General features: G+C 34.1%; 21 protein-coding genes. 9 read left to right on the top strand and 12 right to left on the bottom strand.

The features are described from left to right. Positions 1–220: 220 nt before the first annotated feature. The gene (asnB, locus tag J8M14_RS19280) at positions 221–1,906 is read left to right on the top strand and encodes an asparagine synthase B (RefSeq protein ID WP_211076506.1); all 1,686 of its coding nucleotides are present in this window, start codon (positions 221–223) and stop codon (positions 1,904–1,906) included. A gap of 168 nt (positions 1,907–2,074) precedes the next feature. Here asnB and J8M14_RS19275 read toward each other — a convergent pair whose 3' ends face one another. Then, positions 2,075–3,226 (bottom strand): M12 family metallopeptidase, encoded by a 1,152-nt coding sequence (locus tag J8M14_RS19275; protein WP_211076461.1) that lies wholly within the window; start codon positions 3,224–3,226, stop codon positions 2,075–2,077. 614 nt (positions 3,227–3,840) lie between these two features. On the opposite strand from J8M14_RS19275, the gene gyrB reads away from it, so the two are divergent. The 6 genes from gyrB to secDF all read left to right on the top strand — a co-directional run bounded on the left by gyrB (position 3,841) and on the right by secDF (position 16,327). Beyond that, on the top strand, positions 3,841–5,781 hold the full coding sequence (gyrB, locus tag J8M14_RS19270) for a DNA topoisomerase (ATP-hydrolyzing) subunit B (protein WP_211076460.1): 1,941 nt from the start codon (positions 3,841–3,843) through the stop codon (positions 5,779–5,781). Between the two features lie 87 nt (positions 5,782–5,868). Next, on the top strand, positions 5,869–6,876 hold the full coding sequence (locus J8M14_RS19265) for a DUF6588 family protein (protein WP_211076459.1): 1,008 nt from the start codon (positions 5,869–5,871) through the stop codon (positions 6,874–6,876). Positions 6,877–7,004: 128 nt separating this feature from the next. After that, the gene (locus tag J8M14_RS19260; protein WP_211076458.1) at positions 7,005–11,132 is read left to right on the top strand and encodes a LamG-like jellyroll fold domain-containing protein; all 4,128 of its coding nucleotides are present in this window, start codon (positions 7,005–7,007) and stop codon (positions 11,130–11,132) included. A gap of 227 nt (positions 11,133–11,359) precedes the next feature. Next, entirely contained in the window at positions 11,360–12,286 is a 927-nt protein-coding gene (gene mdh / locus J8M14_RS19255) for a malate dehydrogenase (protein ID WP_211076457.1), read from the top strand. A gap of 175 nt (positions 12,287–12,461) precedes the next feature. Then, entirely contained in the window at positions 12,462–13,085 is a 624-nt protein-coding gene (locus J8M14_RS19250; protein ID WP_211076456.1) for a hypothetical protein, read from the top strand. Positions 13,086–13,309: 224 nt separating this feature from the next. Then, positions 13,310–16,327, top strand: coding sequence for a protein translocase subunit SecDF (gene secDF / locus J8M14_RS19245; protein WP_211076455.1), 3,018 nt, complete (start codon positions 13,310–13,312; stop codon positions 16,325–16,327). Between the two features lie 84 nt (positions 16,328–16,411). Here the strand turns inward: secDF and J8M14_RS19240 are convergent, their stop codons facing one another. The 10 genes from J8M14_RS19240 to J8M14_RS19195 all read right to left on the bottom strand — a co-directional run bounded on the left by J8M14_RS19240 (position 16,412) and on the right by J8M14_RS19195 (position 22,697). Continuing rightward, positions 16,412–16,909 carry a DUF192 domain-containing protein gene (locus J8M14_RS19240; RefSeq protein ID WP_211076454.1) on the bottom strand — a complete coding sequence of 166 codons (498 nt, stop codon included), beginning with the start codon at positions 16,907–16,909 and terminating at the stop codon, positions 16,412–16,414. 135 nt (positions 16,910–17,044) lie between these two features. Further along, complete coding sequence (locus J8M14_RS19235; RefSeq protein WP_211076453.1) at positions 17,045–17,926, bottom strand: cyanophycinase; 882 nt, start codon at positions 17,924–17,926, stop codon at positions 17,045–17,047. 54 nt (positions 17,927–17,980) lie between these two features. Next, positions 17,981–19,336: a cell envelope integrity protein CreD gene (gene creD / locus J8M14_RS19230; protein WP_211076452.1), complete on the bottom strand. Its 1,356-nt coding sequence runs from the start codon at positions 19,334–19,336 to the stop codon at positions 17,981–17,983. 26 nt (positions 19,337–19,362) lie between these two features. Next, the gene (locus J8M14_RS19225; protein WP_211076451.1) at positions 19,363–20,007 is read right to left on the bottom strand and encodes a DUF1361 domain-containing protein; all 645 of its coding nucleotides are present in this window, start codon (positions 20,005–20,007) and stop codon (positions 19,363–19,365) included. Continuing rightward, positions 20,008–20,322, bottom strand: a complete 315-nt coding sequence (locus tag J8M14_RS19220) for a hypothetical protein (RefSeq protein ID WP_211076450.1) — start codon at positions 20,320–20,322, stop codon at positions 20,008–20,010. It abuts the gene before it with no gap. Continuing rightward, positions 20,313–20,780: a Coq4 family protein gene (locus J8M14_RS19215; protein WP_211076449.1), complete on the bottom strand. Its 468-nt coding sequence runs from the start codon at positions 20,778–20,780 to the stop codon at positions 20,313–20,315. Before J8M14_RS19215 ends, J8M14_RS19220 begins: the two co-directional genes overlap by 10 nt. 55 nt (positions 20,781–20,835) lie before the next feature. After that, entirely contained in the window at positions 20,836–21,129 is a 294-nt protein-coding gene (locus J8M14_RS19210) for a transcriptional regulator (protein ID WP_211076448.1), read from the bottom strand. Between the two features lie 33 nt (positions 21,130–21,162). Continuing rightward, the gene (locus J8M14_RS19205; RefSeq protein ID WP_211076447.1) at positions 21,163–21,441 is read right to left on the bottom strand and encodes a hypothetical protein; all 279 of its coding nucleotides are present in this window, start codon (positions 21,439–21,441) and stop codon (positions 21,163–21,165) included. A gap of 159 nt (positions 21,442–21,600) precedes the next feature. Next, positions 21,601–22,206: a hypothetical protein gene (locus J8M14_RS19200; protein WP_211076446.1), complete on the bottom strand. Its 606-nt coding sequence runs from the start codon at positions 22,204–22,206 to the stop codon at positions 21,601–21,603. A gap of 80 nt (positions 22,207–22,286) precedes the next feature. Continuing rightward, the gene (locus tag J8M14_RS19195; protein ID WP_211076445.1) at positions 22,287–22,697 is read right to left on the bottom strand and encodes a hypothetical protein; all 411 of its coding nucleotides are present in this window, start codon (positions 22,695–22,697) and stop codon (positions 22,287–22,289) included. A gap of 60 nt (positions 22,698–22,757) precedes the next feature. Here J8M14_RS19195 and J8M14_RS19190 point away from each other — a divergent pair, with 60 nt between their 5' ends. Further along, the gene (locus tag J8M14_RS19190) at positions 22,758–23,120 is read left to right on the top strand and encodes a DUF1801 domain-containing protein (RefSeq protein ID WP_211076444.1); all 363 of its coding nucleotides are present in this window, start codon (positions 22,758–22,760) and stop codon (positions 23,118–23,120) included. Here J8M14_RS19190 and kdsA read toward each other — a convergent pair. Next, positions 23,107–23,925, bottom strand: a complete 819-nt coding sequence (gene kdsA, locus J8M14_RS19185) for a 3-deoxy-8-phosphooctulonate synthase (RefSeq protein ID WP_211076443.1) — start codon at positions 23,923–23,925, stop codon at positions 23,107–23,109. The genes J8M14_RS19190 and kdsA overlap by 14 nt on opposite strands. Before the next feature lie 165 nt (positions 23,926–24,090). Here kdsA and typA point away from each other — a divergent pair, with 165 nt between their 5' ends. Further along, positions 24,091–25,890 carry a translational GTPase TypA gene (gene typA / locus J8M14_RS19180; protein ID WP_211076442.1) on the top strand — a complete coding sequence of 600 codons (1,800 nt, stop codon included), beginning with the start codon at positions 24,091–24,093 and terminating at the stop codon, positions 25,888–25,890. Positions 25,891–26,033: the final 143 nt, after the last annotated feature.

Below are 26,033 nucleotides of genomic sequence, written 5' to 3'. Positions count from 1 at the left end.
TGATCTTACATGGTAAATGTTAATCAGGTCTATAAATTCTGTTAAAAGTTGTAAATAACAGTTTGATAGTAAAAAGGGGATATTAAGGGTTTTTAGTTTCAATAAATATTGTTTTTGTTGTTTTTTGATTTCAAAATGAAATGTATAACGGGTTTATGGTTTTTAATTTGTAACTATAAAATGATATTTGACCACTCAATTAATAGAAAAAGAAAAGATTATGTGTGGAATTGTTTGTGCTTTTGATTTAAAGCAAGATGCAGAGGTGTTAAGACCTCAATTATTAGAAATGTCTAAGAAGATTAGACACAGAGGTCCGGATTGGAGTGGGATTTATGCAGATGACAAAGCTATTTTAGCTCATGAACGTTTGGCAATTGTTGACCCGGTATCTGGTAAGCAGCCATTATTTAGTGAGGATAAAAAAATAATATTAGCTGCCAATGGTGAGATCTATAACCATAGAGAACTTCGTAAGCAGTTTGAAGGAAAATATAACTTTCAGACAGAGTCTGATTGTGAAGTAATTCTAGCATTGTATCAGGAGAAAGGTGCTGATTTTATAGATGAACTTAATGGGATTTTTGCATTTGCATTATACGATGTAGAAAAAGATTCTTATTTGATTGCTAGAGATCATATGGGAATTATTCCTTTATATATGGGTTGGGATCAAAATGGAACGTTCTATACAGCTTCAGAATTAAAAGCTCTAGAAGGTGTTTGTACAAAAATAGAATTGTTTCTACCAGGGCATTATTTGAGTAGTGAAGAAGGAGAGTTGAAAAAATGGTATGTAAGAGATTGGTCTGATTATAATGCTGTTAAAGAAAATCAAACTAGTATTGATGAGGTAAGAGATGCTTTAGAAGCGGCAGTTCATAGACAATTAATGTCAGATGTTCCTTATGGAGTGTTGTTGTCTGGAGGGCTGGATTCTTCAGTTACCTCTGCAATTGCAAAAAAATATGCTGATAAGCGAGTAGAATCAAATGATACTAAAGAGGCTTGGTGGCCACAATTACATTCTTTTTCTGTTGGGTTAGAAGGGTCTCCGGATTTGGCTGCTGCACAGAAAGTAGCCGATCATATAGGCACGGTTCATCATGAAATCAAATTTACAATCCAAGAAGGTCTGGATGCTATTAAAGATGTGATCTATAATCTGGAAACATATGATATTACTACGATCAGAGCTTCTACTCCTATGTATTTGATGGCGAGGGTGATAAAATCTATGGGTGTAAAGATGGTATTATCAGGAGAAGGTGCCGATGAGATTTTTGGTGGGTATTTATATTTTCATAAAGCACCAAATGCTCAGGAATTCCATGAGGAGACCGTTCGTAAATTAGACAAGCTACATATGTATGATTGTTTACGAGCTAATAAATCTCTTGCTGCTTGGGGTATTGAAGGTCGAGTACCATTTTTGGATAAGGAGTTTATGGATGTTGCTATGAGAATCAATCCTCAAGACAAAATGATTAATGGAGAACGTATGGAAAAATGGGTAATTCGTAAAGCATTTGAGTCATATCTTCCCGAAAGTGTTGCCTGGAGGCAAAAAGAACAGTTCTCTGATGGAGTAGGGTATAGCTGGATTGATACGCTAAAAGAAGTAGTTGAACAAGAGGTGACAGATGAACAAATGGCTAACGCACATTTTAGGTTTCCTATTCAAACACCGCAAAACAAAGAAGAATTTTATTACCGTTCTATTTTCGAGGGGCATTTTCCTAGTGATGCCGCAGCGCTAAGTGTGCCACAGGAAGCTTCTGTAGCATGTAGCACAAAGATAGCTTTAGAGTGGGATGAGGCATTTAAAAACATGAATGATCCAAGTGGTAGAGCAGTAGCAAATGTACATGATGACGCATACAAGTTAGAGCAAGTTGAGTCATAATAATAACATGCGGCTAGAGCATAGCTGTAAGTTGAGTTAATTGAGATGTGAAAGCCCTGAGGATAGTCCTTAGGGTTTTTGTTTTATGTTTAGTTTATAAAAACAAAAAAGGCCTTAGATATACTAAAGCCTTCCGTTTTGTTCTGTCAAGTTATTAAGATACTTGACTTAATTTCCGCATCGCCCTTGATTAGACCATCTTCTATTACTTTGTAATTCGTATAAGAAACCTCGATAAGTTACTTTGTCACCAGGATTGTATCTTGTAAATCTATTATATTCAGCTACTCCGTCACAAATATCTGCAGGCGGGTTAGTGGTGTCACATTCTTTAATTAGATTCCACGAGGAGAAATCTCTTTCGTATAATTTTCCTCTATACGTTACTCTGTCACCAACTTGGTATTGTCTACCGCTTACCCATTCATCAATCCCTTCGCAAGTGTCGGTATCTCCACCACCGCCATCTCCTGCAGGGTACAGCTTATTGGTCCCAGCAATATCACCGGCAGATAATACACTTCTAAACGGTATACGATCACCATTTTTCTCTAGCATTACGGGTTGACGGTTTTTACTGAAAGTAAAACTACTATAAATCATGATAGACCTAACATCAAAAGGACCCGGGTTTACTGAGTTGTTATCTACTCTGAATTGGCTTATAGCGCCATTCTGAATGTTTTCAGGAAAAATATCAACAAATTGATCTCGGTCACTACGGTTTTGTTCATGTAGATAACCTAGAGTGTGTCCAATTTCATGAGTCATTACTCCAACTCCAGTTCTTACTCCCATGTTGATTCTACCTCTAGAACCATTGTCTCCTAAACTCGCAGAAGCACAATTACATTGGTCACCATTATTAAGAATAGTTACATAAGAACGTTCATTAGTTCTTTCTTTAAACTTTATATTGGTTTTGGAAGTCCATTCCTCCATGGCTTTAAAAGTAACATCACGTTGATTGCTAGTAAGGCTACGATCTAATACATAAACAATGGTGTTGTCTCTCCATTTTCTAACTCCGGAAGCAAGCCCAAGCTTGGCATCGATTTCACCTGGGGTTTGGTTTGAGTCATAGATAGTTTTTTCGTCTTGTAATTGCTCTGGATTAAATTCCACATCCCCCCATTTAAACATTCCGTTTTCAAGTTCTTCAACTTCTATAAGAGTTCCTTTGAAATATTTTTCTACAAGTTGAGGAGTTTCCAGATTTTCCGGACTTTCTTCAAAACTTTCATTAGTACAGGAAGTGATAAAAAGCCCAAGACTTAATGTAGTTACTTTTACTAAATTAAAAAGATTTTTAGTTTTCATTTTTTAAAATTTGAGTTTGTTTTTTCCAAGGTGATAACTAACTTGTTGTCACTGTTATTACAATTTTATAAGTTAAAAGTATTTTAAAAACTCTTAATTCATGTTAATGATTGAGTATTCGTAATATCTGGACTAGTATGCGTATAGATTTATTTTGTTTTGCAATTCGGTATGATGTACTTTATACATCTTTTTTATAGGTTTATTGGTAAACTTTTTGAATCCTTATCTCTTTGATTTTATGATTTTACTAGTAAATAAGAGTATTAGTGTAGGTTATAATATGGGTTAAAGTGATATCTGTGTATATAATTTTTTGAATATTAATTAGAAATTGTTTTGAATAGTTGTTGTTCCTAGTGTATGAATATTATACAGCTCATTTTTAAAGACTTGTGATGCAGAAATTGTCAAATAATAAAATGTTATGATATTCTTAAATCGTTTTTAAGCTTGTTTTTATCACTTTTAAGAGCGTTTTTTCTTTTTATAGTGTTATTCTTAACTAATTGTTGATAACTCTTTAAATCATCTTCAATAAAATCCTTTTATCCTTTTACTGTTTTTTTATCTTTGTTCGTTAACCAAAATTATCATAAAAATAAAGCTGGTTTATGAGCGAAGAAGCAAACAAAAATAAGTATTCAGCCGATAGTATTCAGGCATTGGAAGGGATGGAACATGTGCGTATGCGTCCGTCGATGTATATTGGAGATGTTGGTGTAAGAGGGTTACATCATTTAGTGTATGAGGTAGTAGATAATTCTATAGATGAGGCGCTTGCTGGTCATTGTGATACTATCGATGTTACCATTAACGAAGATAATTCTATCACAACCAAAGATAATGGTCGAGGTATTCCGGTAGGAATTCATAAAAAAGAAGGTGTTTCTGCTTTAGAGGTTGTAATGACTAAGATCGGGGCAGGAGGAAAATTTGATAAAGATTCTTATAAAGTATCAGGAGGACTTCACGGGGTTGGGGTTTCTTGTGTAAATGCATTATCAGATCATTTACATGCCATTGTTCATAAAGATGGTAAAGTATGGGAGCAGGAATATGAGAGAGGTAAACCGTTGTATCCTGTAAAGTCTACAGGGGACACTGATTTTAATGGTACAATTGTAACCTTTAAACCGGATACTTCTATTTTTCAGCAGACTACAGAATATAATTATGATACGTTGGCTAGTCGTATGCGTGAATTAGCATATTTAAATAAGGGGATTACGATTACCCTGACGGATATGCGTCATAAAGATGATGATGGAAATTATGTTTCAGAAGTATTTCATTCTGAAGAAGGTTTAAAAGAATTTGTGAGATTCCTGGATACAAGCCGTAGTGCAATTATTGGTGATGTAATTTCTATGGAAGGAGAGAAGAATGATATTCCCGTAGAAGTTGCGATGATTTATAATGACTCATATGCAGAGAATTTACATTCTTATGTTAATAATATCAATACTCATGAAGGAGGTACGCATCTTTCTGGGTTTAGAAGAGGATTGACTTCGACACTAAAGAAGTATGCAGATTCATCAGGAATGTTAGATAAGTTGAAATTCGAAATAGCGGGAGATGATTTTCGCGAAGGATTAACGGCTATTGTTTCTGTAAAAGTTGCAGAACCGCAATTCGAAGGACAGACTAAAACTAAATTAGGTAACCGAGAGGTAACATCTGCGGTATCTCAGGCAGTTTCTGAAATGTTAGAAAACTATCTTGAAGAAAACCCAAGTGATGCTAAAACAATAGTCGAAAAAGTAATTTTGGCTGCTCAGGCACGTCATGCTGCTAAGAAGGCACGTGAGATGGTGCAACGTAAAACCGTAATGAGTATTGGTGGGCTTCCTGGTAAATTATCTGATTGTTCAGAGCAAGATCCTGCATTATGTGAAGTATTTCTGGTTGAGGGAGATTCTGCAGGTGGAACTGCTAAACAAGGAAGAGATCGTATGTTTCAGGCAATTCTTCCCCTTCGTGGAAAGATCTTGAATGTAGAAAAAGCCATGCATCATAAGGTTTTTGAAAATGAAGAGATAAAAAATATTTTTACGGCTCTTGGTGTCACTATTGGAACTGAAGAAGATAGTAAAGCATTAAATCTTTCTAAATTAAGATACCATAAGATTGTAATTATGTGTGATGCGGATGTAGATGGTAGTCACATTTCGACATTAATTTTGACATTCTTCTTTCGATATATGAAAGAATTGATTGAGGCAGGACATATTTATATTGCTGCACCACCACTTTATTTAGTAAAGAAAGGTGCTAAGAAACAGTATGCTTGGAATGACGATCAGCGAGATCAAATTGTACAGCAGTTTGGAGAAAATTCCAAAATCCAAAGATATAAAGGTCTTGGAGAGATGAATGCAGAACAATTGTGGGATACAACTATGAATCCTGAATATAGAACACTAAGACAAGTTAGTATCGATAATTTAACCGAAGCAGATCGTATCTTTTCTATGTTGATGGGTGATGAAGTACCTCCTCGCAGAGAGTTTATAGAGAAAAATGCGGTATATGCTAATATTGATGCCTAACAAAATATAAGATTCTTTATTAAAGTCCGTTATACTTGGGTATAGCGGATTTTTTTTATATTGCATTGCCTATTAAGCCCAAATCTTATGAAAAAACTAATTCTTTTATTAGTATTACTTGTTAGCCATTTATCATTTTCTCAGACGGATATTGACCGTATTCTAGAAATAGGTATTGTTAATGCCCAACGCTATAGCCAGGATTATTTTGCTGCTGGAGGAGAATCTCTTGTTAATAATATGTCTAATGGTTGGTATAATACTGCTAAAGTCAAAAAACTATTTCATTTTGAAATAGGTGTCGTAGGTAATTTATCTTTTGTAAGAGAGGAAAAGCAAACATTTTTATTAAATACCCGGGATTATGTAGATCTTGTTTTTACAGATCCTAATTTAGGAACAGCAGAAAATGTTCCTAACGCATTAGGGCAAAATCAAAATGGTATTTCTGTAACTATTAACCCAGGACAGATTTCGGAGTTTCAGGTAACTCTACCTAATGGTATTGGAGGATCTGCACTTAATTCAATTCCGGGAGGATTTATTCAGGGGTCAATGGGACTGATAAAGAGTACAGAAATAAAGTTACGTTTTTTGCCAAAACTTAAAGTTAGAGATAATGCAAAAATACAGCTGTACGGAGCAGCTTTACAACATGAAATTACGGATTGGATTTTTAGCTTAAAGAGATTTCCTTTAAGGATTTCTGGTTTATTAGGGTATACTAATGTTAAGGGGTTTTATGATCTCAATGCCGAAAGTGGTATTGGAGGTAGTGGTCAGGAAGTAAAATTAAACTCTAATTCCTGGGTGATATCTGGTATCTTATCTACAAAATTACCTGTAATTAATTTCTATGGAGGTATTGGATATTATTTTGGCTCTACAGATGCAGACGTATTGGGTACATATCAGATCCAGAATGGGCCATTTGCTTCAGATATAATTACCAATCCTATTAGCGTAAGAAATAAGACAAATGGTGTTAAAGCAACAATTGGAGCTAAGGTTCAATATGGAGTTTTTAGAGCTAATTTAGATTATTCTCTTCAGAATTATCAAAACCTTACCTTAGGAATGAAAGTAGGATTTTAATTTACTTGTAAACAACTATTTATTACTTGTTAATAACGGTTTAGTAGTGTTTAGATGTGATTTTTAAGCGGAAATTTCCGCTTTTTTTTGTAACTTTAGTAATCACATTGTATATAAAATTCACTGCTATGAACAAAAAAATACACTGGACACTAATTATCGCATTTGTCTTTAATTATAGCATTTTGCTAGGTCAAAATGATGTGATTGTTGTATCGCCTAAGTATCCTAAACTATTCAAATCAATACCTACGCTAACATCAGATTCACCAGAATGGGTTGAGCTAATGTATAGCGAAAACCCAAATGTCGAAAAAATTGCTTTAGCTTATGAGAGATATTATCATGACAAACCTTTGGTAAAAAATGTGCATACACAGAATTATAAGCATTTCATGCGAATGGTGTACTCCAATCAATATGTAAAAGAAGATGGAAGTATCTATATCCCATCTGTAACTGAAGAAAAAATACTTAAGAAAGCGAATGCTCCTAAAAAATCTCGAATAAAAAATAATAAACTAGTGGCCAATTGGACAAGAATGGGGCCTTTTGATACCTACCAATCCACAGGCTCTAGAAAACAGTCTCGACATTCTAATATATATGCCATTGATCAATCTCAGAGTAATACTAATGTGCTTATTGCCGGAACTGAAACAGGAACTGTTTATTTTTCTACCGATAAGGCAGAAAGTTGGACGTTAACTGCTAATGAGTTATTATTTGGTTCTAGAGGAATTGGTGCCGTAGCGATTGATCCTAATAGTGATCAGATTTTTTATATCGCTAATTCCAATTCGTTATATAAATCCACTAATCAAGGGGGTAGTTGGTCAGAGATCCATAATATTTCGGGATTACGGATTACGGATATATCAATTAATCCAGACAATAGTCAGGAGATTATTACAGCTGGGGGGCTTGGTTTATACAAAAGTATAGATGGGGGTAGTACCTGGAGTCATATTCTATCTGGAGAGAGGTGTTGGGATATAGAACGAAAAACAGATGATAACAATACCATTTTTGTAGCGCGAACAAATTCAACTAAAAATATTGTTGAAATATGGAAGTCAATAGATAGTGGAACTTCCTTTGCAGCAAAAACATCCGGGTGGTACAGCCCGACAGGAGATGTTGCGGTAAGTGCAGGTGGTGCCAGGATTGGAGTGACAATTGCAGACCCTAATAGGCTGTATGTTTTGTTATTAGGAAATGATGATTCATATGCAGAGGATGTAAATTTTCAAGGGATTTATATGAGTAGTGATGCGGGAGAAACTTGGGTGTTGCCGTATGATGGTGATGGTGATGGTAATGCTGATAATGATCCCGGAGGACCTTATAATGCAACAGACGATTGGTGTATGTCTTGTTTTGGAATTGGTGGTGGTAATTATGATCAAGGATTTTATAATGCGGCTATTGATGTTTCGGATACGGATCCCGATAGATTTTTAGTAGGACTGTTGAATCTTTTTAAATCAGAAGACGGAGCGAAAACTTTTACCAGATGGGGTGGTTATCAATGTGATGGATGCGGGGATCACTATCGTCATCCGGATATACAAGAAATAGAGATTAATGGAAATGATGTTTGGGTAGCTTCTGATGGAGGATTAGACTTGTATGATCCTAATTTTGATTATATAGATAGTAAAATGACCGGAATAGACGGAACCGAATATTGGGGATTTGGTCAAGGGTGGAATGAGGATATTGTGGTTGGAGGGCGCTATCATAATGGTAATGCTGTATATAAACCTAATTATGCCAATGGAAGATTTATTGCTTTAGGCGGTGGAGAAGCCCCGACAGGATATATGAACCCTGCAAATAATATAGCTAGCTTTAGTGATATTAGTGATAAGGTAATACCCGAAAATTTTACGGACCCTGTTACAAACGCAATTGTTAATGTATCCAAATATCCTAATCAAGAAATTTATAGCTTAGCTAAAAGAAGTGAAGTAGTAAGTGACCCCAGATATGCAAACACACAATATTTAGGGAGGGATAATAAATTATGGAAGACAGTAGATGGGGGTGCTACTTATAATATGATATATGAATTTGGTACAGATATCGAACATAAAGTTACAGATATAGAAATCCCCAGAGCAAATCCTGATTATATATATGTAGTACAATATTTGCCCAGCTCTGCTACTAAACTATGGAAATCTGTAGATGGAGGTGCTACCTGGACAGAATTGGCAGGTCCAGGAAGTAATTCGTATGTAGAACTACAGGTAGCTACAGATGATGAAAATGAAGTGTATGTTTCTTATGGTAATGATTGGTCAAACGGAAACAAGGTTTTTAAATCTATAGATGGAGGCGTAAGTTGGACAAATCTCACGACATCAACACTAGATCGTTCTGTACGACACTTGATTATTCAGGATGGAACTGAAGGTGGGGTTTATGCTGTAACCTATAGGGATGTGTATTATCGAAATGATAGTATGACGGATTGGATAGAATTTGGAGATGGTTTACCGGGAAGAAGAAATTTTAATAAACTCATTCCATTTTACAGAGATGGAAAAATAAGGGCGGCAACTTATAATTACGGAATGTTAGAAAGTAATTTATATGAAGATTCAAAACCCATTGCCCAACCTATTACACTTAATAAAAAATATTATTGTTCAAGAGATGATATTCAGTTTGAAGATTTTTCGGTGTTAAAACATCAGGGGGCAAGTTGGTTATGGAGTTTTCCTGGTGCGAGTTATGTTTCTGATGCTACGATAAGAAACCCTATTGTGAGATATGATATTCCTGGTACTTATGATGTTACCCTAACCGTAACAGATGTAGGGGGTAATTCGGATACTAAAACTGTAGTAAATATGATAGAATTTGAGGAAGATTTATGTACTACCGCAGTTGCAGATATCGGAAATGCAATGTATACCACATCTACCAATAATTTTAATGATGAATATTTACAGGGAGAAGATTTTGGATTAGATAATGTTACTCATTTTACCATGACCGCTTGGATTAAACCTGATGATGTTACTCAACAAGGAGCTGCGGCTATTTTTTCTTCAAAAGATAATACAAATGGTGGTAACATAGCACTTAATATAAGAACCTCTAATGAGTTGCAAATTCATTATAAGGGAAGTCAGTGGCAATGGAATCCAGGACTTTTTGTAAACCCTGGAGAATGGAATTATGTAGCTATGGTAACCACACCAACTGAGATTACGTTATATGTAAATGAACAAAAAGCAGCAAAATCGAATTCTAATAGTAATCCATTTAATATGGATAATTATTATGTTGGTAATCATGCGGGATTATGGTATCGTGTTTTTCGTGGGTTTATTGATGAGCTCAAAGTTTGGGATAGAGCCCTAACAGAGGACGAAATAAGGCTACAGCGACATTTAATTCAGACAGATATGTCTGATCCCAATCTTCGGGCATATTGGCAGTTTAATCAATTAATTGACGGATCTAAGATTTATGATAAAAAATCGAGTAGAGATCTTATTTTAAGAAGAACTCCTGAGTTTTTAGGTTCTACCGCTCCTGTAGGTATCGGAACATCAGCAAAAATGGAGGTTAATTCTTCTGGAGTTAAGGATTTTGCAGGCGCTGGAGTTAGTATAGACTTTGCTTCAGGAACAGTTCCTAATGGAGAGGTCGTAGTGACAAAACTCAATGCTGCTCCCGATACAAACCCAATTACGACTGTAATTAGCGATACTTATTGGGTGATTAATAATTACGGAACCAATACTACTTTTGATGTATTAAATAACATCGAGTTTACAGGAGTAGGAGATATTTCATCGATTACAGATCCATCAGAACTCAAGCTTTTTAAACGTAATAGCAATGATGATACATCAGGAACCTGGAGTGCTGGAGAAGTAGCTTCAGGAACTGCTTTTGACATTGGGGCACAATCAGTAACCTATTCCAATCCGGATATTACTTCTTTTAGCCAATTTTTTAACGGAATCGGACAAATTTTAAGTACAGATGAGGTGGAAGTGCAAGATGAAAAATTCGAGTTATACCCGAATCCTATTGTAAACGGAAATGCACTTAGATTTAGCAATATTGACGAAGGTTTTATTTTTACTTTGTTTGATATTTCCGGAAAAGAAGTTAGAAAAATGAGAGTAGCATCAGATCAAACCATAATCCAAGGTTTAAGATCAGGAATCTATATTTTTAATATTGAAACCTCTACAAAGATGTATAGTGGCGAATTAGTGATTCAATAATTTTTTAGGGTCACATTCATAAATTTTGGTTGATAATATTAAATTATGATTTATTATAAGGTTCGTAATTTTACGAACCTTTTTCTATGAGAAAAAGAATGATTTTTACCGGAATTATGACCAATATCATTTATCAGTAATTAACCTTTTTTTGAGAAAAGAAATCGTTAAAGAATTCGTATTTTCGCGAAGCAAATAAATTTAATTTCAATCATAAAATATATACAATGAAAGTTACAGTAGTAGGAGCAGGAGCAGTAGGTGCCAGTTGTGCCGAATATATTGCCATTAAGGATTTTGCTTCAGAAGTAGTGTTGTTAGATATCAAAGAAGGATATGCAGAGGGGAAAGCGATGGATCTAATGCAAACAGCTTCTTTAAACGGTTTTGATACCAAAATAACAGGAACTACAGGAGATTATTCTAAAACTGCAGGAAGTGATATTGCTGTGATAACTTCTGGAATACCTCGTAAACCAGGTATGACTCGTGAAGAATTGATTGGTATCAATGCAGGAATCGTAAAAACCGTGTCTTCTAGTTTAATAGAGCATTCTCCAAATGCAATTATCATTGTGGTGAGTAATCCTATGGATACGATGACTTATCTAGTGCATAAAACAACTGATCTTCCTAAAAATAGAATCATTGGTATGGGAGGAGCATTAGATAGTGCACGTTTTAAGTACAGATTAGCAGAAGCTTTAGGTGCTCCAATCTCTGATGTAGATGGAATGGTAATTGGTGGACATAGCGATAAAGGTATGGTGCCGCTAACAAGATTGGCAACCCGAAATAGTGTGCCGGTTTCAGAATTTATTTCTGATGATCGTTTAGAGCAAGTAGCTGCCGATACTAAAGTTGGTGGAGCTACTTTAACTAAACTTCTTGGAACATCTGCTTGGTATGCTCCCGGAGCAGCTGTGTCTGGATTAGTTCAGGCAATCGCTTGTGATCAGAAGAAAATATTCCCATGTTCTACTTTGTTAGAAGGAGAGTATGGATTAAATGATTTATGTATCGGTGCACCTGTTGTATTAGGCAAAAATGGTATTGAAAAAATAGTAGAAATTGAACTTAGCGATGCTGAAAAAGCGAAACTTGCCGAAAGTGCAGAAGGCGTTAAGAAAACCAATGGATTATTGGAGTTGTAATACTTCTTGATCCAGATAATATTTATAATAAAAGCTGCTTTATTGCAGCTTTTGTTATTTAAAGCAAGAATTTTAAGTTATTCTTCTTTGAATGATTTATAATATTAAAGGGATTACACTAGATATTTATCTAAAGACTTTAGAAATGCAGTTTTAATTTTTTTATATTTGCCGCATGAAGAAAAAATGGTACTTCAGAATTTTAATTTCTGCACTTGCAGCCCTTGTTGTTATTCAGCAACAAACTGTTGTACCTAATCAGGAAATTGTATTAGAATTTGTTGATGTTGAAGTTACCTCTCTAGAAGCCCAAAATGCGATTGCTGTTGTAAAAAGACAGTTACAATCTATAGGGGTAAAAAACACTAGGATATCAAAAGGATTAAAAGACGGTAAGCTCAAAATCACATATTATAGTGAAGAGGACGTAGATTATATAAAAGGTATACTTTCTGAAGAGGGCAATGTTGAGCTCAGCCATATATTTTATGATCAAAATGGTGAAAATGACTCATTTCCTAAAAAGAAAGAAGATTCAAGAGATTACAACCTTGATGTTTATGAAATCCAAAAAAGCACAGATTTTGATGCTGACTTTAATGGTAAATATGTTTTAGAAATAAACATAGAACAAGACGGGGATTCCTCCTATAATCTAAATAGTTTTGTTTCCGGAATTAATGTCCAGAATATAGACCGGCTTGTAAAAGTAGCCGAAAAAGTAAATACAAATATTGCAATTGCAATAGATAACACTTTTCATAACATTCCAGAAGTAAGAGCCGGACCAATTTCTTAATTGGAATTCATAGCTTTTAAGAAATTCCAAAAATCTAATCAGATTTTTAAAAGTTAAGCAGAGTAGTTTATAACTCTTGAAAAATCATTTTAACTTTTAGATGTAGCTTATATCAATGTTATGATATAGCAAAAGTACATAGTAAATAATTAAAAACAATTGTCAAATTCTGCGTGAGTTCGATAGGTATTCGTTTAACCAGGTTTGACCAAAATAAATAAATAATGCAAAATAAAGGACTTGTTAGGGTATTTGCGATTTTATTCGGTTTGGTATGTGTTTACCAATTATCGTTTACGTATCTAACTTACACAAAAGAGAAAGAAGCAGAAGTATATGCACAACAAAAATATCCAGAAGCCGGAGACTCTAAATTAAGAGAAACTGCACAAGGTGTGTTTTTAGATTCCATAGGAAAAGAAGAAATTTTTGCCGGTATTACCTATAATGAAGCAAAAGAGTGGGAGCTTAACAAAGGTCTTGACCTTAGAGGAGGGATCAATGTAATTCTTCAGATATCCGTAAAAGATATTTTAAAAGGTTTAGCTAATAAATCTAAAGACCCTTCATTCAATCAGGCTTTGCTAGCTACCGATGAATTACAAAAAGATAGCCAGAATACATATTTGGAGGATTTCTTTTCAGAGTTTGAGAAAATTCCAGATGCAAAATTAGCTTCGCCGGATATTTTTGCGAATAAAAACTTAAGTGATGATATCACTTATGATATGACTAACGACCAGGTTAAGCCTGTTTTAAGAAAGAAAATAGATGAGTCTGTAACCTCTGCATTCGAGGTATTACGTAAACGTATCGATAAATTCGGTGTTACACAGCCAAATATTCAGCGTTTAGGAGAATCTGGACGTATCTTAGTAGAATTACCTGGAGCTGAAGATGTAGATCGTGTACAGAAATTATTACAGAGTACGGCTCAGTTAGAATTTTGGGATGTAGAAACTTCTCAGGAATTAGGTACTTTTATTGGAGCAGCAAATCAGTTGTTAAAGCAAGAACTTGAAGCAAAGAACGCTCCAAAAGAAGTAGAAGAATTAAAAAGTGAAGTAGAGGAGAATACTGAAAAAGTAGCAGATTCAGCGCAAGTAGATACAACTAAAACTGATGCAGATGCAGCTATAGAAGATTTGTTAGAAGACGCTGTAGATTCTGCAGAAGTAGAAGCACAAGTAAATCCAATTAATGATTTGATTAGTTTTCCATTAGTACCGGGAGCATTGTTCTCTGCTAATGTTAAAGATACCGCTCAGTTAGGTGCGTTTTTCAGAAGATCTGATATTAGAGCATTACTTCCACAAAGTGTCAGATATACTAAATTTGCTTGGAGCAAAGGTAAAAAAGATGTTGAGGTAGTAGATTTTTATGCACTTAAGGGTAATAGAGATAATGAACCTGAATTAAGTGGTGGAGTTATCACTGATGCTGCTCAAACTTTTGATCAGACTAATAATGTAGTGGTTACTATGCAGATGGATGGTAAAGGTGCTAAGAAATGGGAAGAAATGACCGAGCGTGCTTATAACCAAAGAAGCCAGATTGCAATTGTACTTGATAACATAGTATATTCTGCTCCAGGTGTATCTTCAGGTCCAATTAGTGGAGGAAGAAGTGAAATTTCAGGAGACTTTACTATAGAAGAAGGAAAAGATTTAGCAAATGTATTAAGAGCGGGTAAGTTACCAGCTTCTGCAGATATTATTCAAAGTGAGATTGTTGGTCCATCCCTTGGTCAAGAAGCGATCGATAGTGGTATTATGTCTTTTGCAATAGCGTTAGTATTGATCTTGATCTGGATGATTTTCTATTATGGTAAAGCAGGTGCTTTTGCGGATGTTGCGTTGGTAGTAAATATCTTGTTTATATTTGGAGTATTGGCTGGTCTTAGAGCAGTATTAACACTTCCTGGTATCGCTGGTATTGTATTAACGATTGGTATGTCTGTGGATGCAAACGTACTTATCTTTGAGAGGATTCGAGAAGAATTAGCCAAAGGTAAATCTCAGGTAGATGCGATCAAAGACGGATTTAGAAATGCTTTATCTTCAATTCTGGATGCTAACATTACAACAGGCCTTACTGGTTTAATCTTATTAGTGATTGGTACTGGTCCGGTTAAAGGTTTTGCAACAACTTTATTAATTGGTATTTTAACCTCTCTATTTACTGCAATTTTTATCACTAGATTGTTTATTGATGGATATGGTAAAAATGGTAAAGAATTAGCTTTCTCTACGGGAGCTACTAAGAATTTGTTTAAAAATGTAAATATTGATTTCTTAAAGAAGCGTAAAATATCTTACGTTATTTCAGGAGTTATCATAATTGCAGGTATTGGTTCTTTGTTCACAAATAGCTTAGATTATGGTGTTGATTTTGTTGGAGGTAGAACTTATACTGTTCGTTTTGCTAAAGATGTTGTTCCTACGGCGGTAGAAAAAGATCTTGTAGCCGTGTTTGAAAGTGCACAAGCAAAAACTCTTGGAGCAAACAATCAGTTAAAGATTACGACTAAATATAAGGTGAATGAAACAGGTGCAGAAGTAGATGCTGAAATTTCTAAGAAATTATATGAAGCTTTGAAGCCTTACCTAACGGATAGCTTAACATATGAGCAATTCTCTGATGGAGATGAGGATAAACAAGTGGGTATAATGTCTTCTATGAAAGTAGGTCCTACGATTGCGGATGATATCCAAAAAGCAGCATTCTGGTCTGTATTAGGATCTTTGATTGTGGTATTCTTGTATATCTTATTCCGATTTAGAAGATGGCAGTTTAGTTTAGGTGCAGTAGCCGCTGTATTCCATGATGTATTAGTAGTACTTGGTGTATTCTCATTAACCTGGAAGTTTATGCCATTTAATATGGAGATCGACCAGGCATTTATCGCTGCTATACTTACAGTAATTGGTTACTCTCTGAATGATACCGTGGTAGTATTTGATAGAATTCGTGAATTCTTCCAGGAGCATACAACTTGGCCACTAAGTAAAAATGTTAATGGAGCATTAAATAGTACCTTAAGCCGTACGCTAAACACCTCATTGACTACTTTATTAGTATTGGTAGCAATTTTTATCTTTGCTGTGCCATTAAGAGGGTTTATGTTCTCATTAATCATTGGTGTATTAGTGGGTACGTATTCGTCTCTATTTATCGCTACACCAATTATGCATGATACGGTAAGTAAAGTAGGTTTAAAAGAAAAGAAGACCGAAGAGTAATTAAGAAGTAATTCTTTGTGGATATAAATAAAAAATCCGTGCACCTTGATGTACGGATTTTTTATTTTAACTAAATCGTTGTGCTTACTTTTTAATAAAAGCAATAGAATCCCCGGTTTTAAGATTCCATTTGTCAGTCTGACCTGCATTTACTTCTAAAACATATTGTGCAGGAGCTTCAGAGGGTAAAGAGCTTTCATTAAGAGGTTTTGCATTCTTTTGGATGCTTACCACTTTGTTTTTAGAATTAATGAATATAATGTCCAGAGAAAACTCAGTATTCTTCATATAGAAGGAACGAGGAGCATCTTCTGGAAATATAAATAGCATACCTCGATCATTTTGCATTGACTTTCTATACATCAAACCCGTCTGGATTTCGTATTCATTATCAGCAATTTCGATATCTAGTTTTGTAATCGTATTCGTAACAGAGTCTTTTACGCTATATAATGTCAGTTCTCCTTCCTTTTTAAAGGAAACTTCTTGAGTAACTATTTTTTCGTTTTTAGATTCAGTTTTACAAGAAAACAAAAAGACTGTAGCGACTGCAACGAGAGATAAACAAATGTTTTTTTTCATTAAAATTATTTTAAAGACTAAAAATATATAAAAAAGGAGTGCTTCAAAAATCTGAAGCACTCCTTTTTTCAATTAAATTACAGCGGGTTTTGAAATTATTTTACGAGGTGATGCACTACGTTTAAGCATTTATATTTATTCCCAAATTACTTTTCTTTCTCTTAAATTATATTTATCCCCATTTTTAAGAAAATAGAATAATTGATCTTTATTAGGTAAATTCTTTTTAGCAGAACCTGTATACAGGTTAGATACCTCGATAGACCAGAATGATTGGTCATAGATAAGAACATAACTTTTTCCAATAACTTCGAGAATATCTCCTTTGACAATAATAGCTGTGCTCTCATCAATTCCTACACCTAATAGCTCAGGTTTATTCTTAAGAATTGTAAACATGTCAAATTGTCTATTTCTGGTTAAAACGTGTTGATCAATTGTAATATTTGAGATAAATCCGAATCCAACTTCATGATCTCCCATCATAATTTGATTGTTTTTAGTGTCTCCTCTTGCTAAATAAGAACCTTGGATAGTTGCACCTGCAGAGGATCCTGCAATTACACCTCCTCTGTCTAACAACTTAAATAATTCTTCTTGTACTTTAGTGTTTAAATAACTATCTGCAATTCGCCAATGTCTGCCGCCAGTAAAAAAGATACCTGTAGCCTCTTTAATGGGCTTAACAAAATCATCTGTATTGGCCTTTGCAGGATCACTGGTATGTAAAATAGTAAAATTGGGGATACCGTATTTTTTAAAATTTGTTTTTAGCAACGTCGTATCAATTTGGTTATTTCTAACAAAAGCAGTTGGAATTACAACTATTTTAGCAGAATCTCCACCAGTCAGATTACGAAATTCTTTCATAATGTCGGTATCACCAATTTTCCCTCCTCCTATGGCTATGAGTGTTCCGTTTTTACTTCCTGTAGTTATTTTTTTCTCCTGAGCAATACCGTATTTTGGAAATAGAAATACGGTGAAAAACAGTAATGACAATATTTTTTTCAACATTTTATGTTTTTTGATTATAACTGAATGATTTTTTAAATAATTGTGGCTAACAACCTAATAATTTCCCCAATCAATCTTACGAGATACCATCATAATGGTTCCAAGAATTAAGAACAACCCTATACTACCCACTAGTAAAGCATAATTTTCTAGTTGAATGATCACAAAAATAAAAGCATACAAAGCCGCTAAAGAAGCTGCGATGAATCCCATGAACTTGAAACTTTTTAGGATTGCTTTAGAGTACATAGAAATGAGTATAACTACGGAAACACCTGCAATACCATAAGCGTGTAAAAAACTAGAATGCTCAGATATAGAAATCAGAAGTGTATAAAACATCGTCAGTGCCAGTCCAATCATCAGGTATTGAAATGGGTGAATATGAATTTTACTAATACTTTGGATTAAAAAGAATACCAGAAAAGTTAAAGCAATAACCAGGTATCCATATTTAGTGGCACGCTCACTCTTTTGGTATTCATCCACAGGGATAAGTAACTTAACACCAAAAGCGGAAGAAGTGATCTCGGGTAACTCACCAAAAAATTCTTGTTCGAATTCTCTATTAATTTCCAATATTTTCCAATCTGCTTTAAAACCATCTTTGGTAATTTGCTTGGTTTTAGTGTCCGGTAGGTAATTGCCATTAAAACTTGGGGATGACCAGTTCGAAGTCATGGATACGTTTGTTTCACGGCCTACCGGGATGAATCGTAGTTGCTCACTTCCGTTTATTTTAAGATGTAAACTGAAATCTATAGAATTCTCTTTAGGAATTGATACTTCCTTTAGAAATTTTGTTTCTAAGGTATTGGTGTATGAGTTCTTTGAGTATCGAGATCGTAGTGGATATTTTTCTGATCCTAATTGTAATTCCAGATTGCTTTTGATTCCCTTGGAGTTGGTAGAATTGATGATTACGGTAGCTTTGTTCCATAAGATATCTTCGGTTTTGATATCTTGCATTTCAAAATTTGGTGCTGTAAAAGCTCCCTTGATATTCATGTCAGAAGTGTATACTACCGATTCATAGATGCCTCTTTTTAAAGTTTCGGATTCAATATTGGCATTAATATCTAAGGTGTTAGGAAAAAAATAAGAATAGTGTACGGTGATTTTATCCTCTGTAATATATCCTTTAGTCTTTTCATCCCAAATCTTTTTTGGATGATGAATTTGATAAGGGATTTTTAGAACTGGACCATATAACAAAACTTGGTTTCCCCATTTTTGATTGATTTCGCTAACCACTTCTTCTTGTCTAAAAGATCGTTCTTGTATTAGGTTTTTGATATACGATAATGGAATTAATAATACTAGAATTAGTATTCCTACCATTAACATACGAACGGTTATGGAGGTTTTTATCCATTGCCCAAATGACTTTTTTTGCGGTTGTGTATCCATGATATGTAAGATTTATAGTGTTTGAATTATTTTTTTTCTTGATGATATTGAATAAGGTGATAAGTAATGATTAGAAATCCACCAAAACCTATAGTAAATGCCCAAGTGTTGAGATGTTCTATCGGAAACAGAATTCTTTTGAGGATGTCAGATAGAATACCAATTGGATCCTGTAGTATATCCCAACTGTTCCATCGTAATACCCTACCCAGGTAAATTCCGAAACCACACAGGAGTAAGGTTATGTAGGTTATAAAATTTGTAATTTTTATAGAAAACCGTTCTCTGAGTAAATTTTGCATTAACTGTAGAGAAGCAAAACCAATGATCAAACCATTAATAGCGAATGATAAGATCAGTAGTACATCAAACCAAACAGATGTTAAAGTGCTTAATCTTATATGTTGCAAGTCGGTAAGTATGTATGGTGAATTGGGTAAAAATGCCAGCCATATCACAAAACCTAACCAAAATAGAATTTTGTTGACTTTTTTTATACTCAATAAAAAAGTAATTCCATATGGGATACATGCTAGAAATAGATTCCATACCAGAAACATAAAAAATATTGAATCTGTTTTTATAATTCTAATAAATAATAGGATAAAACTGAATGCTAAAGCTGCTGCGAAACCCTTAATAAAAGGTAATTGTTTATAGATCGTATTCATTTAATAAGAATTAGTTAAAAATGGATTGTTCATAACCAGGAATACATAGCCAATTGCTACCGGAATATTGATTGAGAAAAGTAGAATGGTTGTCAGATTTTCTTTATAGTATTGATAATTGATAATAGCATTAGCAATGATACCGATGAATGTGATTCCATTAATTACTAATGCTATGAGGACATAAAACAATCCTCCCACCAGAAAGGCTTCTGATCCAAAAACCAGATAGAGCAATAGAATTAATGTTCCTAAAAGAAAACTTATTGTCGCTAGTATTAAAGCTTTTTTGTTAATGGTTTGTCTTATTTCCATAATGGTGATATTAAAAATGTAGTTTGTAATATTTGAATGTCTTTGTGTAATAATTTTTGATAATCCAGCTGGTGAAAAGTATAAGCTGCTTTTCCTGTACGATATGCTTTTCTAAATAATTTTAATTTATCAGGGTAGAGTAGTGTGCCTAAGAAAATTACAGATAGTAGATATAGGCTTCGTTTCCCATTCCCCAAAAGATAATATTGCATAGCAACCTCTTCCGGAACTGAGATCCCTATGTCAGTTAATACATGGAATACATCATGATTTTCCAGTTTAGGTTGTGGGCTAAAATCATGTTTTAGTAAAAAACAACCCAAGTGAAATCCTAAGCTTTCTTTAGGATATTGCAGTAAAGTTTTTAAAGAGATATCCCAAGGTGTGTTTTTCTTGAACCATTTCTGATAAGGGATCTTGCTCCATTCATATATTGTTTCTAAAATAAATGCTCTCATTTTGTGTTTTTAAAAGTACTTTGAAATTCAAAGTAAATAATCAAAAAAAATATGACTATTGTTTTAATAGTTTTTCAATAGCTTCTACGTGTTTTTTAAAAGCTTCACGACCTTTTTTTGTGGCACTGTAACGTGTATTGGGTTTTCTACCGATAAATGATTTTTCTACCACGATATATTCTTCTTTTTCTAACGCTTTAGTATGGCTTGCAAGGTTTCCATCAGTAGCACCAAGTAATTCTTTTAGCATTTTAAAATCAGCATGCTCATTCACCATCAATACCGACATAATACCTAACCGGATTCGATGATCAAATGCTTTGTTTATATTACCTATTATATTTTTCATTCTTGTTTCCGCATAAGCAGAAAAATCTCTTTATTAAATATTAAAATTCTTTGGATTACAATGAATGTAATTACTACTTTTCACCTTTTCAATTATCAAACTCATAAAATATATTGGTGTTGATACTAAGAGCGAAAAAATAGCTCCGGTAATAAAGGAAAAATTTCTACTTGTGTCTTGTGTTAAAAGCTTCAATGCTATTCTAAATTCTTCTGTAACTTCATCACCGGTAAAAAAACCATCTTGGTTGAGGTCATATTGATTAAGATTCCATTGATAATAGATATCATCAAAAGTATTTTTACCAACCATAAAACTATATATTACAAAAAAGATTAGGCTATATATCCATAAACTTTTTTTGTATTTCTTATCAAAATATTTCCTCTTACTGACTAACAAAATCAATATAGTTAAACTTATAACCGAAGGAATAAGCAGGTGATATGGTAATGTGATTGAGTTCATTGCTTATCTATCGTGATTAAAGTATATCAAACTTCCGTATATGATATGCATTACTCCAAATCCAGCTACCCAAAACCAAAACCCATAGGTAGGAAACATAGAACAAATCAAACCCAATATGATTTCTATATACCCTAAGTATTTTACATTACCAATTGTATATTTAGAGGCATTAACCAAAGCTAATCCATAAAAGATTAGCATTAATGACCCAGTAAGACCGTAATGGTTATTAAAGATTTTGATGGCAATAAATATACCACCAGTTACTAATGGAATTAGAAATGCAGAAATCAACCTTCTAGATGCTGTATTCCATAGCGTTTCATTGTTCTTTTTAGCCTTTCTATGACTTAAATAAATTGCGGTTAGTACACTTAATAAAGCTATTAGTGTTAAATCTAAAAGAATATAGTTAAATATTTTTCCGTCAAGAATCAAGTATTCTCTACCACTAATGCTTACTAGGTAATATGCTATTGCTGCCCCAATTAAAGCATAAATTCCGGCCATAATTCCTGATAACCCACTAAGAGAGAAAAAACGTGACGATTTGTTCATCATATCTTTAATCTCAGTGATATCTTTTAAGTATTCTTCTGTGCTCATTTTAAAAGTACTTTGAAATGCAAAGTAAAATTAAAATATTGAATTGTGCAAAATTTATTAATTTTTCTATATAAGATTAATTATCGAGTTACAATATAAATAGTAACTAATCCTAGTAATATAGGGAGGTAAAAGGGTAGTAAAGTTTTTGAAAAAATGCTTGCAAACCAAGTTCTATTACCTTTGTAATAATGATTTATCATCATTTTAAAGTCAATCTGATCTTCATTTTTAGTTGCAACATCTTCATAAAGATCGCGAAACATTCTCTCTCTGGAAATATAAAAACCATCCATAATCCAGAAAATTAAAAGAACAAAAAGGGACGCAATGATCAGGGGTATATTTCCATATGTTATTGAAAGGGCAAATAACCCAGATACCAATGTAATACTCCAGCCTTTAATGATAAAAGAACTCGAATTCATTCTATTAATGATGTTTTGAATCAATTCGAGATGTTTTAGTTTTCTGTCCACTTTATCAAGCAATTTCTTCTGGATTAAAAAGGTAATAAATATCTTGCAATCACTAAAGGATAAAATTCACAAATGAATCCAGCAGAAGCATATATTCTTAAACAACCGGAACCTTTTAAGTCAATATTGTTACATCTACAAGTAATTGTTGAAACAACTGTTCCTGGAGTAGAGCTGTTGTATAAATGGAGAGTTCCGTTTTATTATGTAGAGAAAAGTCCAATCTGTTATCTTAACGTAACCAAAGGATATGTCGATGTAGGATTCTGGGGAGCCCAGTATTTTACCAAGCATATCGAGAAATTAGAATCCGATAAAAGGAAGTATGTAAAATCTCTTCGTTATAGAACTCCGGATGAAATAGATGATCAAGTGTTAATCGAAATCCTGGAGCAAGCGTATACTTTTAGAAATGAAAAGTTTATAACCGATTGACAGTTTGTCTAATAGCGACAAGATTACTTAATAATTTTTCCAAATGTTTAATATCTAGCATATTTGCTCCATCGCTTTTAGCATTAGCAGGGTCAAAGTGTGTTTCCATAAATAATCCATCAACGCCAGTTACTATTCCTGCACGTGCAATAGTTTCAATCATATCTGGTCTTCCGCCGGTTACTCCGCTAGTTTGGTTAGGTTGTTGCAGAGAATGAGTCACATCCAGAACAGTTGTCCCGTATTGTTTCATAGTTGGTATTCCTCTGAAATCAACAATCATGTCCTGATATCCAAACATAGTTCCACGATCAGTGATCATCGCGTTGTCGTTTCCACTATCTTTTACCTTTCTAACTGCATGTTGCATTGCCTCAGGACTCATAAATTGTCCTTTTTTAAGGTTTACAGTTTTGCCTGTTTTAGCAGCTGCAACCACCAAATCAGTTTGACGTACCAAAAAAGCTGGAATCTGTAAAATATCTACATATTCTGCAGCTAATGCAGCATCTTCGTTTTCATGTATATCGGTAACCGTAGGAACTTCAAAAGTTTCTCCAACTTTACGAAGAATTTTTAATGCCTTTTCATTTCCGATACCAGTAAAACTATCAATTCGGCTACGATTTGCTTTCTTAAAAGAACCTTTAAATACATACGGAATCTTTAACTTCGAAGTAATTTCAACTACTTGTTCTGCAATTCGTAATGCCATTTCTTCTCCTTCGATAGCACAAGGACCAGTTAAAAGAAAGAAATTGTTGGCTTCAAGATGTTTTAGATTTGGTATGTTCTTTAGTTGCATAATAGCTTATTTTAAAGGGCAAAGATAGGGGTTTTATTGTCACAAATTATGCAATATAATGAAGAGTTTATGATGCTGATTTTAAGACTTTTCAAATAAGATATAAATAATGTAAAATCTGTAGAAATAACTCGTACCTTTGCAGCCTTAAAAAAGAAGCGTTTTATGACAGCTATAAAGAATATTGCAATTATTGCTCACGTAGATCACGGTAAAACTACTTTGGTAGATAAGATTATGTACCATTGTCAATTGTTTCGTGAAAATGAAAATACAGGTGATTTAATTCTTGATAATAATGATCTGGAAAGAGAAAGGGGAATTACAATTACTTCTAAGAACGTTTCTGTTACGTATAAGGATACCAAAATTAATATTATCGATACACCTGGTCACGCCGATTTTGGTGGAGAGGTAGAGCGTGTATTGAATATGGCTGACGGAGTACTATTATTAGTAGATGCTTTTGAAGGACCAATGCCACAAACACGTTTTGTATTACAAAAAGCTATTGATCTTGGTCTTAAGCCTTGTGTGGTTGTGAATAAAGTAGATAAAGAAAACTGTACACCGGATGAGGTTCATGAAAAGGTGTTCGATCTAATGTTTGAACTTGGGGCAGAGGAGTGGCAATTGGATTTCCCAACTGTATACGGTTCTGCTAAGAACAACTGGATGAGTGAAGATTGGCAGAAGGAAACTGATAATATCGAGCCTTTACTTGATATGGTAATAGAACACATACCTTCACCAAAAATTGAGGAGGGTACTACTCAGATGTTGATTACATCATTAGACTTTTCTTCTTTTACGGGAAGAATAGCTATTGGCCGCTTACAAAGAGGCACATTGACTGAAGGAATGCAAGTTTCTTTAGTAAAGCGTGACGGAACTATCAAGAAATCGAAAATCAAAGAGCTTCATACTTTTGAAGGATTAGGAAGAAGAAAAGTGGATAAGGTTGAAGCTGGTGATATCTGTGCTTTAGTTGGTTTAGAAGGTTTCGAAATTGGTGATACTGTTGCCGACATAGAAAATCCAGAAGGTTTAAAAACTATAGCTATAGATGAACCAACAATGAGTATGTTATTTACCATTAATGATTCGCCATTCTTTGGTAAAGATGGTAAATTTGTAACTTCTCGACATATTAAAGAAAGATTAGAGAAAGAACTAGAGAAAAACTTAGCACTTAGAGTTAATGAGACGGATAGTGCCGATAAGTTTATGGTTTTTGGTCGAGGAGTATTACATTTATCTGTACTTATCGAAACTATGCGCCGAGAAGGATATGAACTACAGATTGGACAGCCACAAGTAATCATCAAAGAAGTTGACGGAGTAAAATGTGAGCCAATTGAGGAATTAACTATTGATCTTCCGGAAACCGTTTCTGGTAAAGCGGTAGAAATGGTAACTATGCGTAAAGGAGAAATGCTAAGCATGGAAGCTAAAGGAGATCGTATGGTTTGTGAATTTATGATTCCTTCTCGTGGGATTATTGGTTTACGTAACCAGCTATTGACAGCTACTGCAGGAGAAGCTATTATGGCTCATAGATTTAAAGAATACCAGCCACTTAAGGGTGATATTCCTGGTCGTATTAATGGATCTTTGGTTTCTATGGAAAAGGGAACCGCAATTCCATATTCGATTGATAAGCTACAAGATAGAGGGAAATTCTTTGTTGATCCGGGAGAAGATATTTATGAAGGTCAGGTGATTGGAGAAAACTCTCGTGGGGATGATATGACGGTTAATGTTACGAAGACTAAAAAATTATCTAATGTGCGTTCATCAGGAGCTGATGATAAAGCTAAGATTGTTCCTGCAATTAAGTTCTCGTTAGAAGAAGCTTTAGAATATATTCAGAAAGATGAGTATGTAGAAGTAACACCGAATCACTTAAGACTACGTAAGATTTTTTTAACAGAAGTAGAGCGTAAAAGAAATAAAATAGTTTAACACATTAGTGGATATATTTATCAAAAGAAATCCCGAGGAAACTCGGGATTTTGTTTTGTAATCAAACCCACTCAAGAAAATTTTCCCTAAGATGTTTTCTATGTATGGTGAATAGGATTCAAGTTACTTGCGGATAGCATAAC

The sequence above is a fragment of the Aquimarina sp. MMG016 genome (assembly GCF_018100805.1).
Taxonomy (GTDB): domain Bacteria; phylum Bacteroidota; class Bacteroidia; order Flavobacteriales; family Flavobacteriaceae; genus Aquimarina.
The sequence above is the reverse complement of the archived record's forward strand: the minus strand, read 5'-3'. Positions and strand labels throughout refer to the sequence as shown.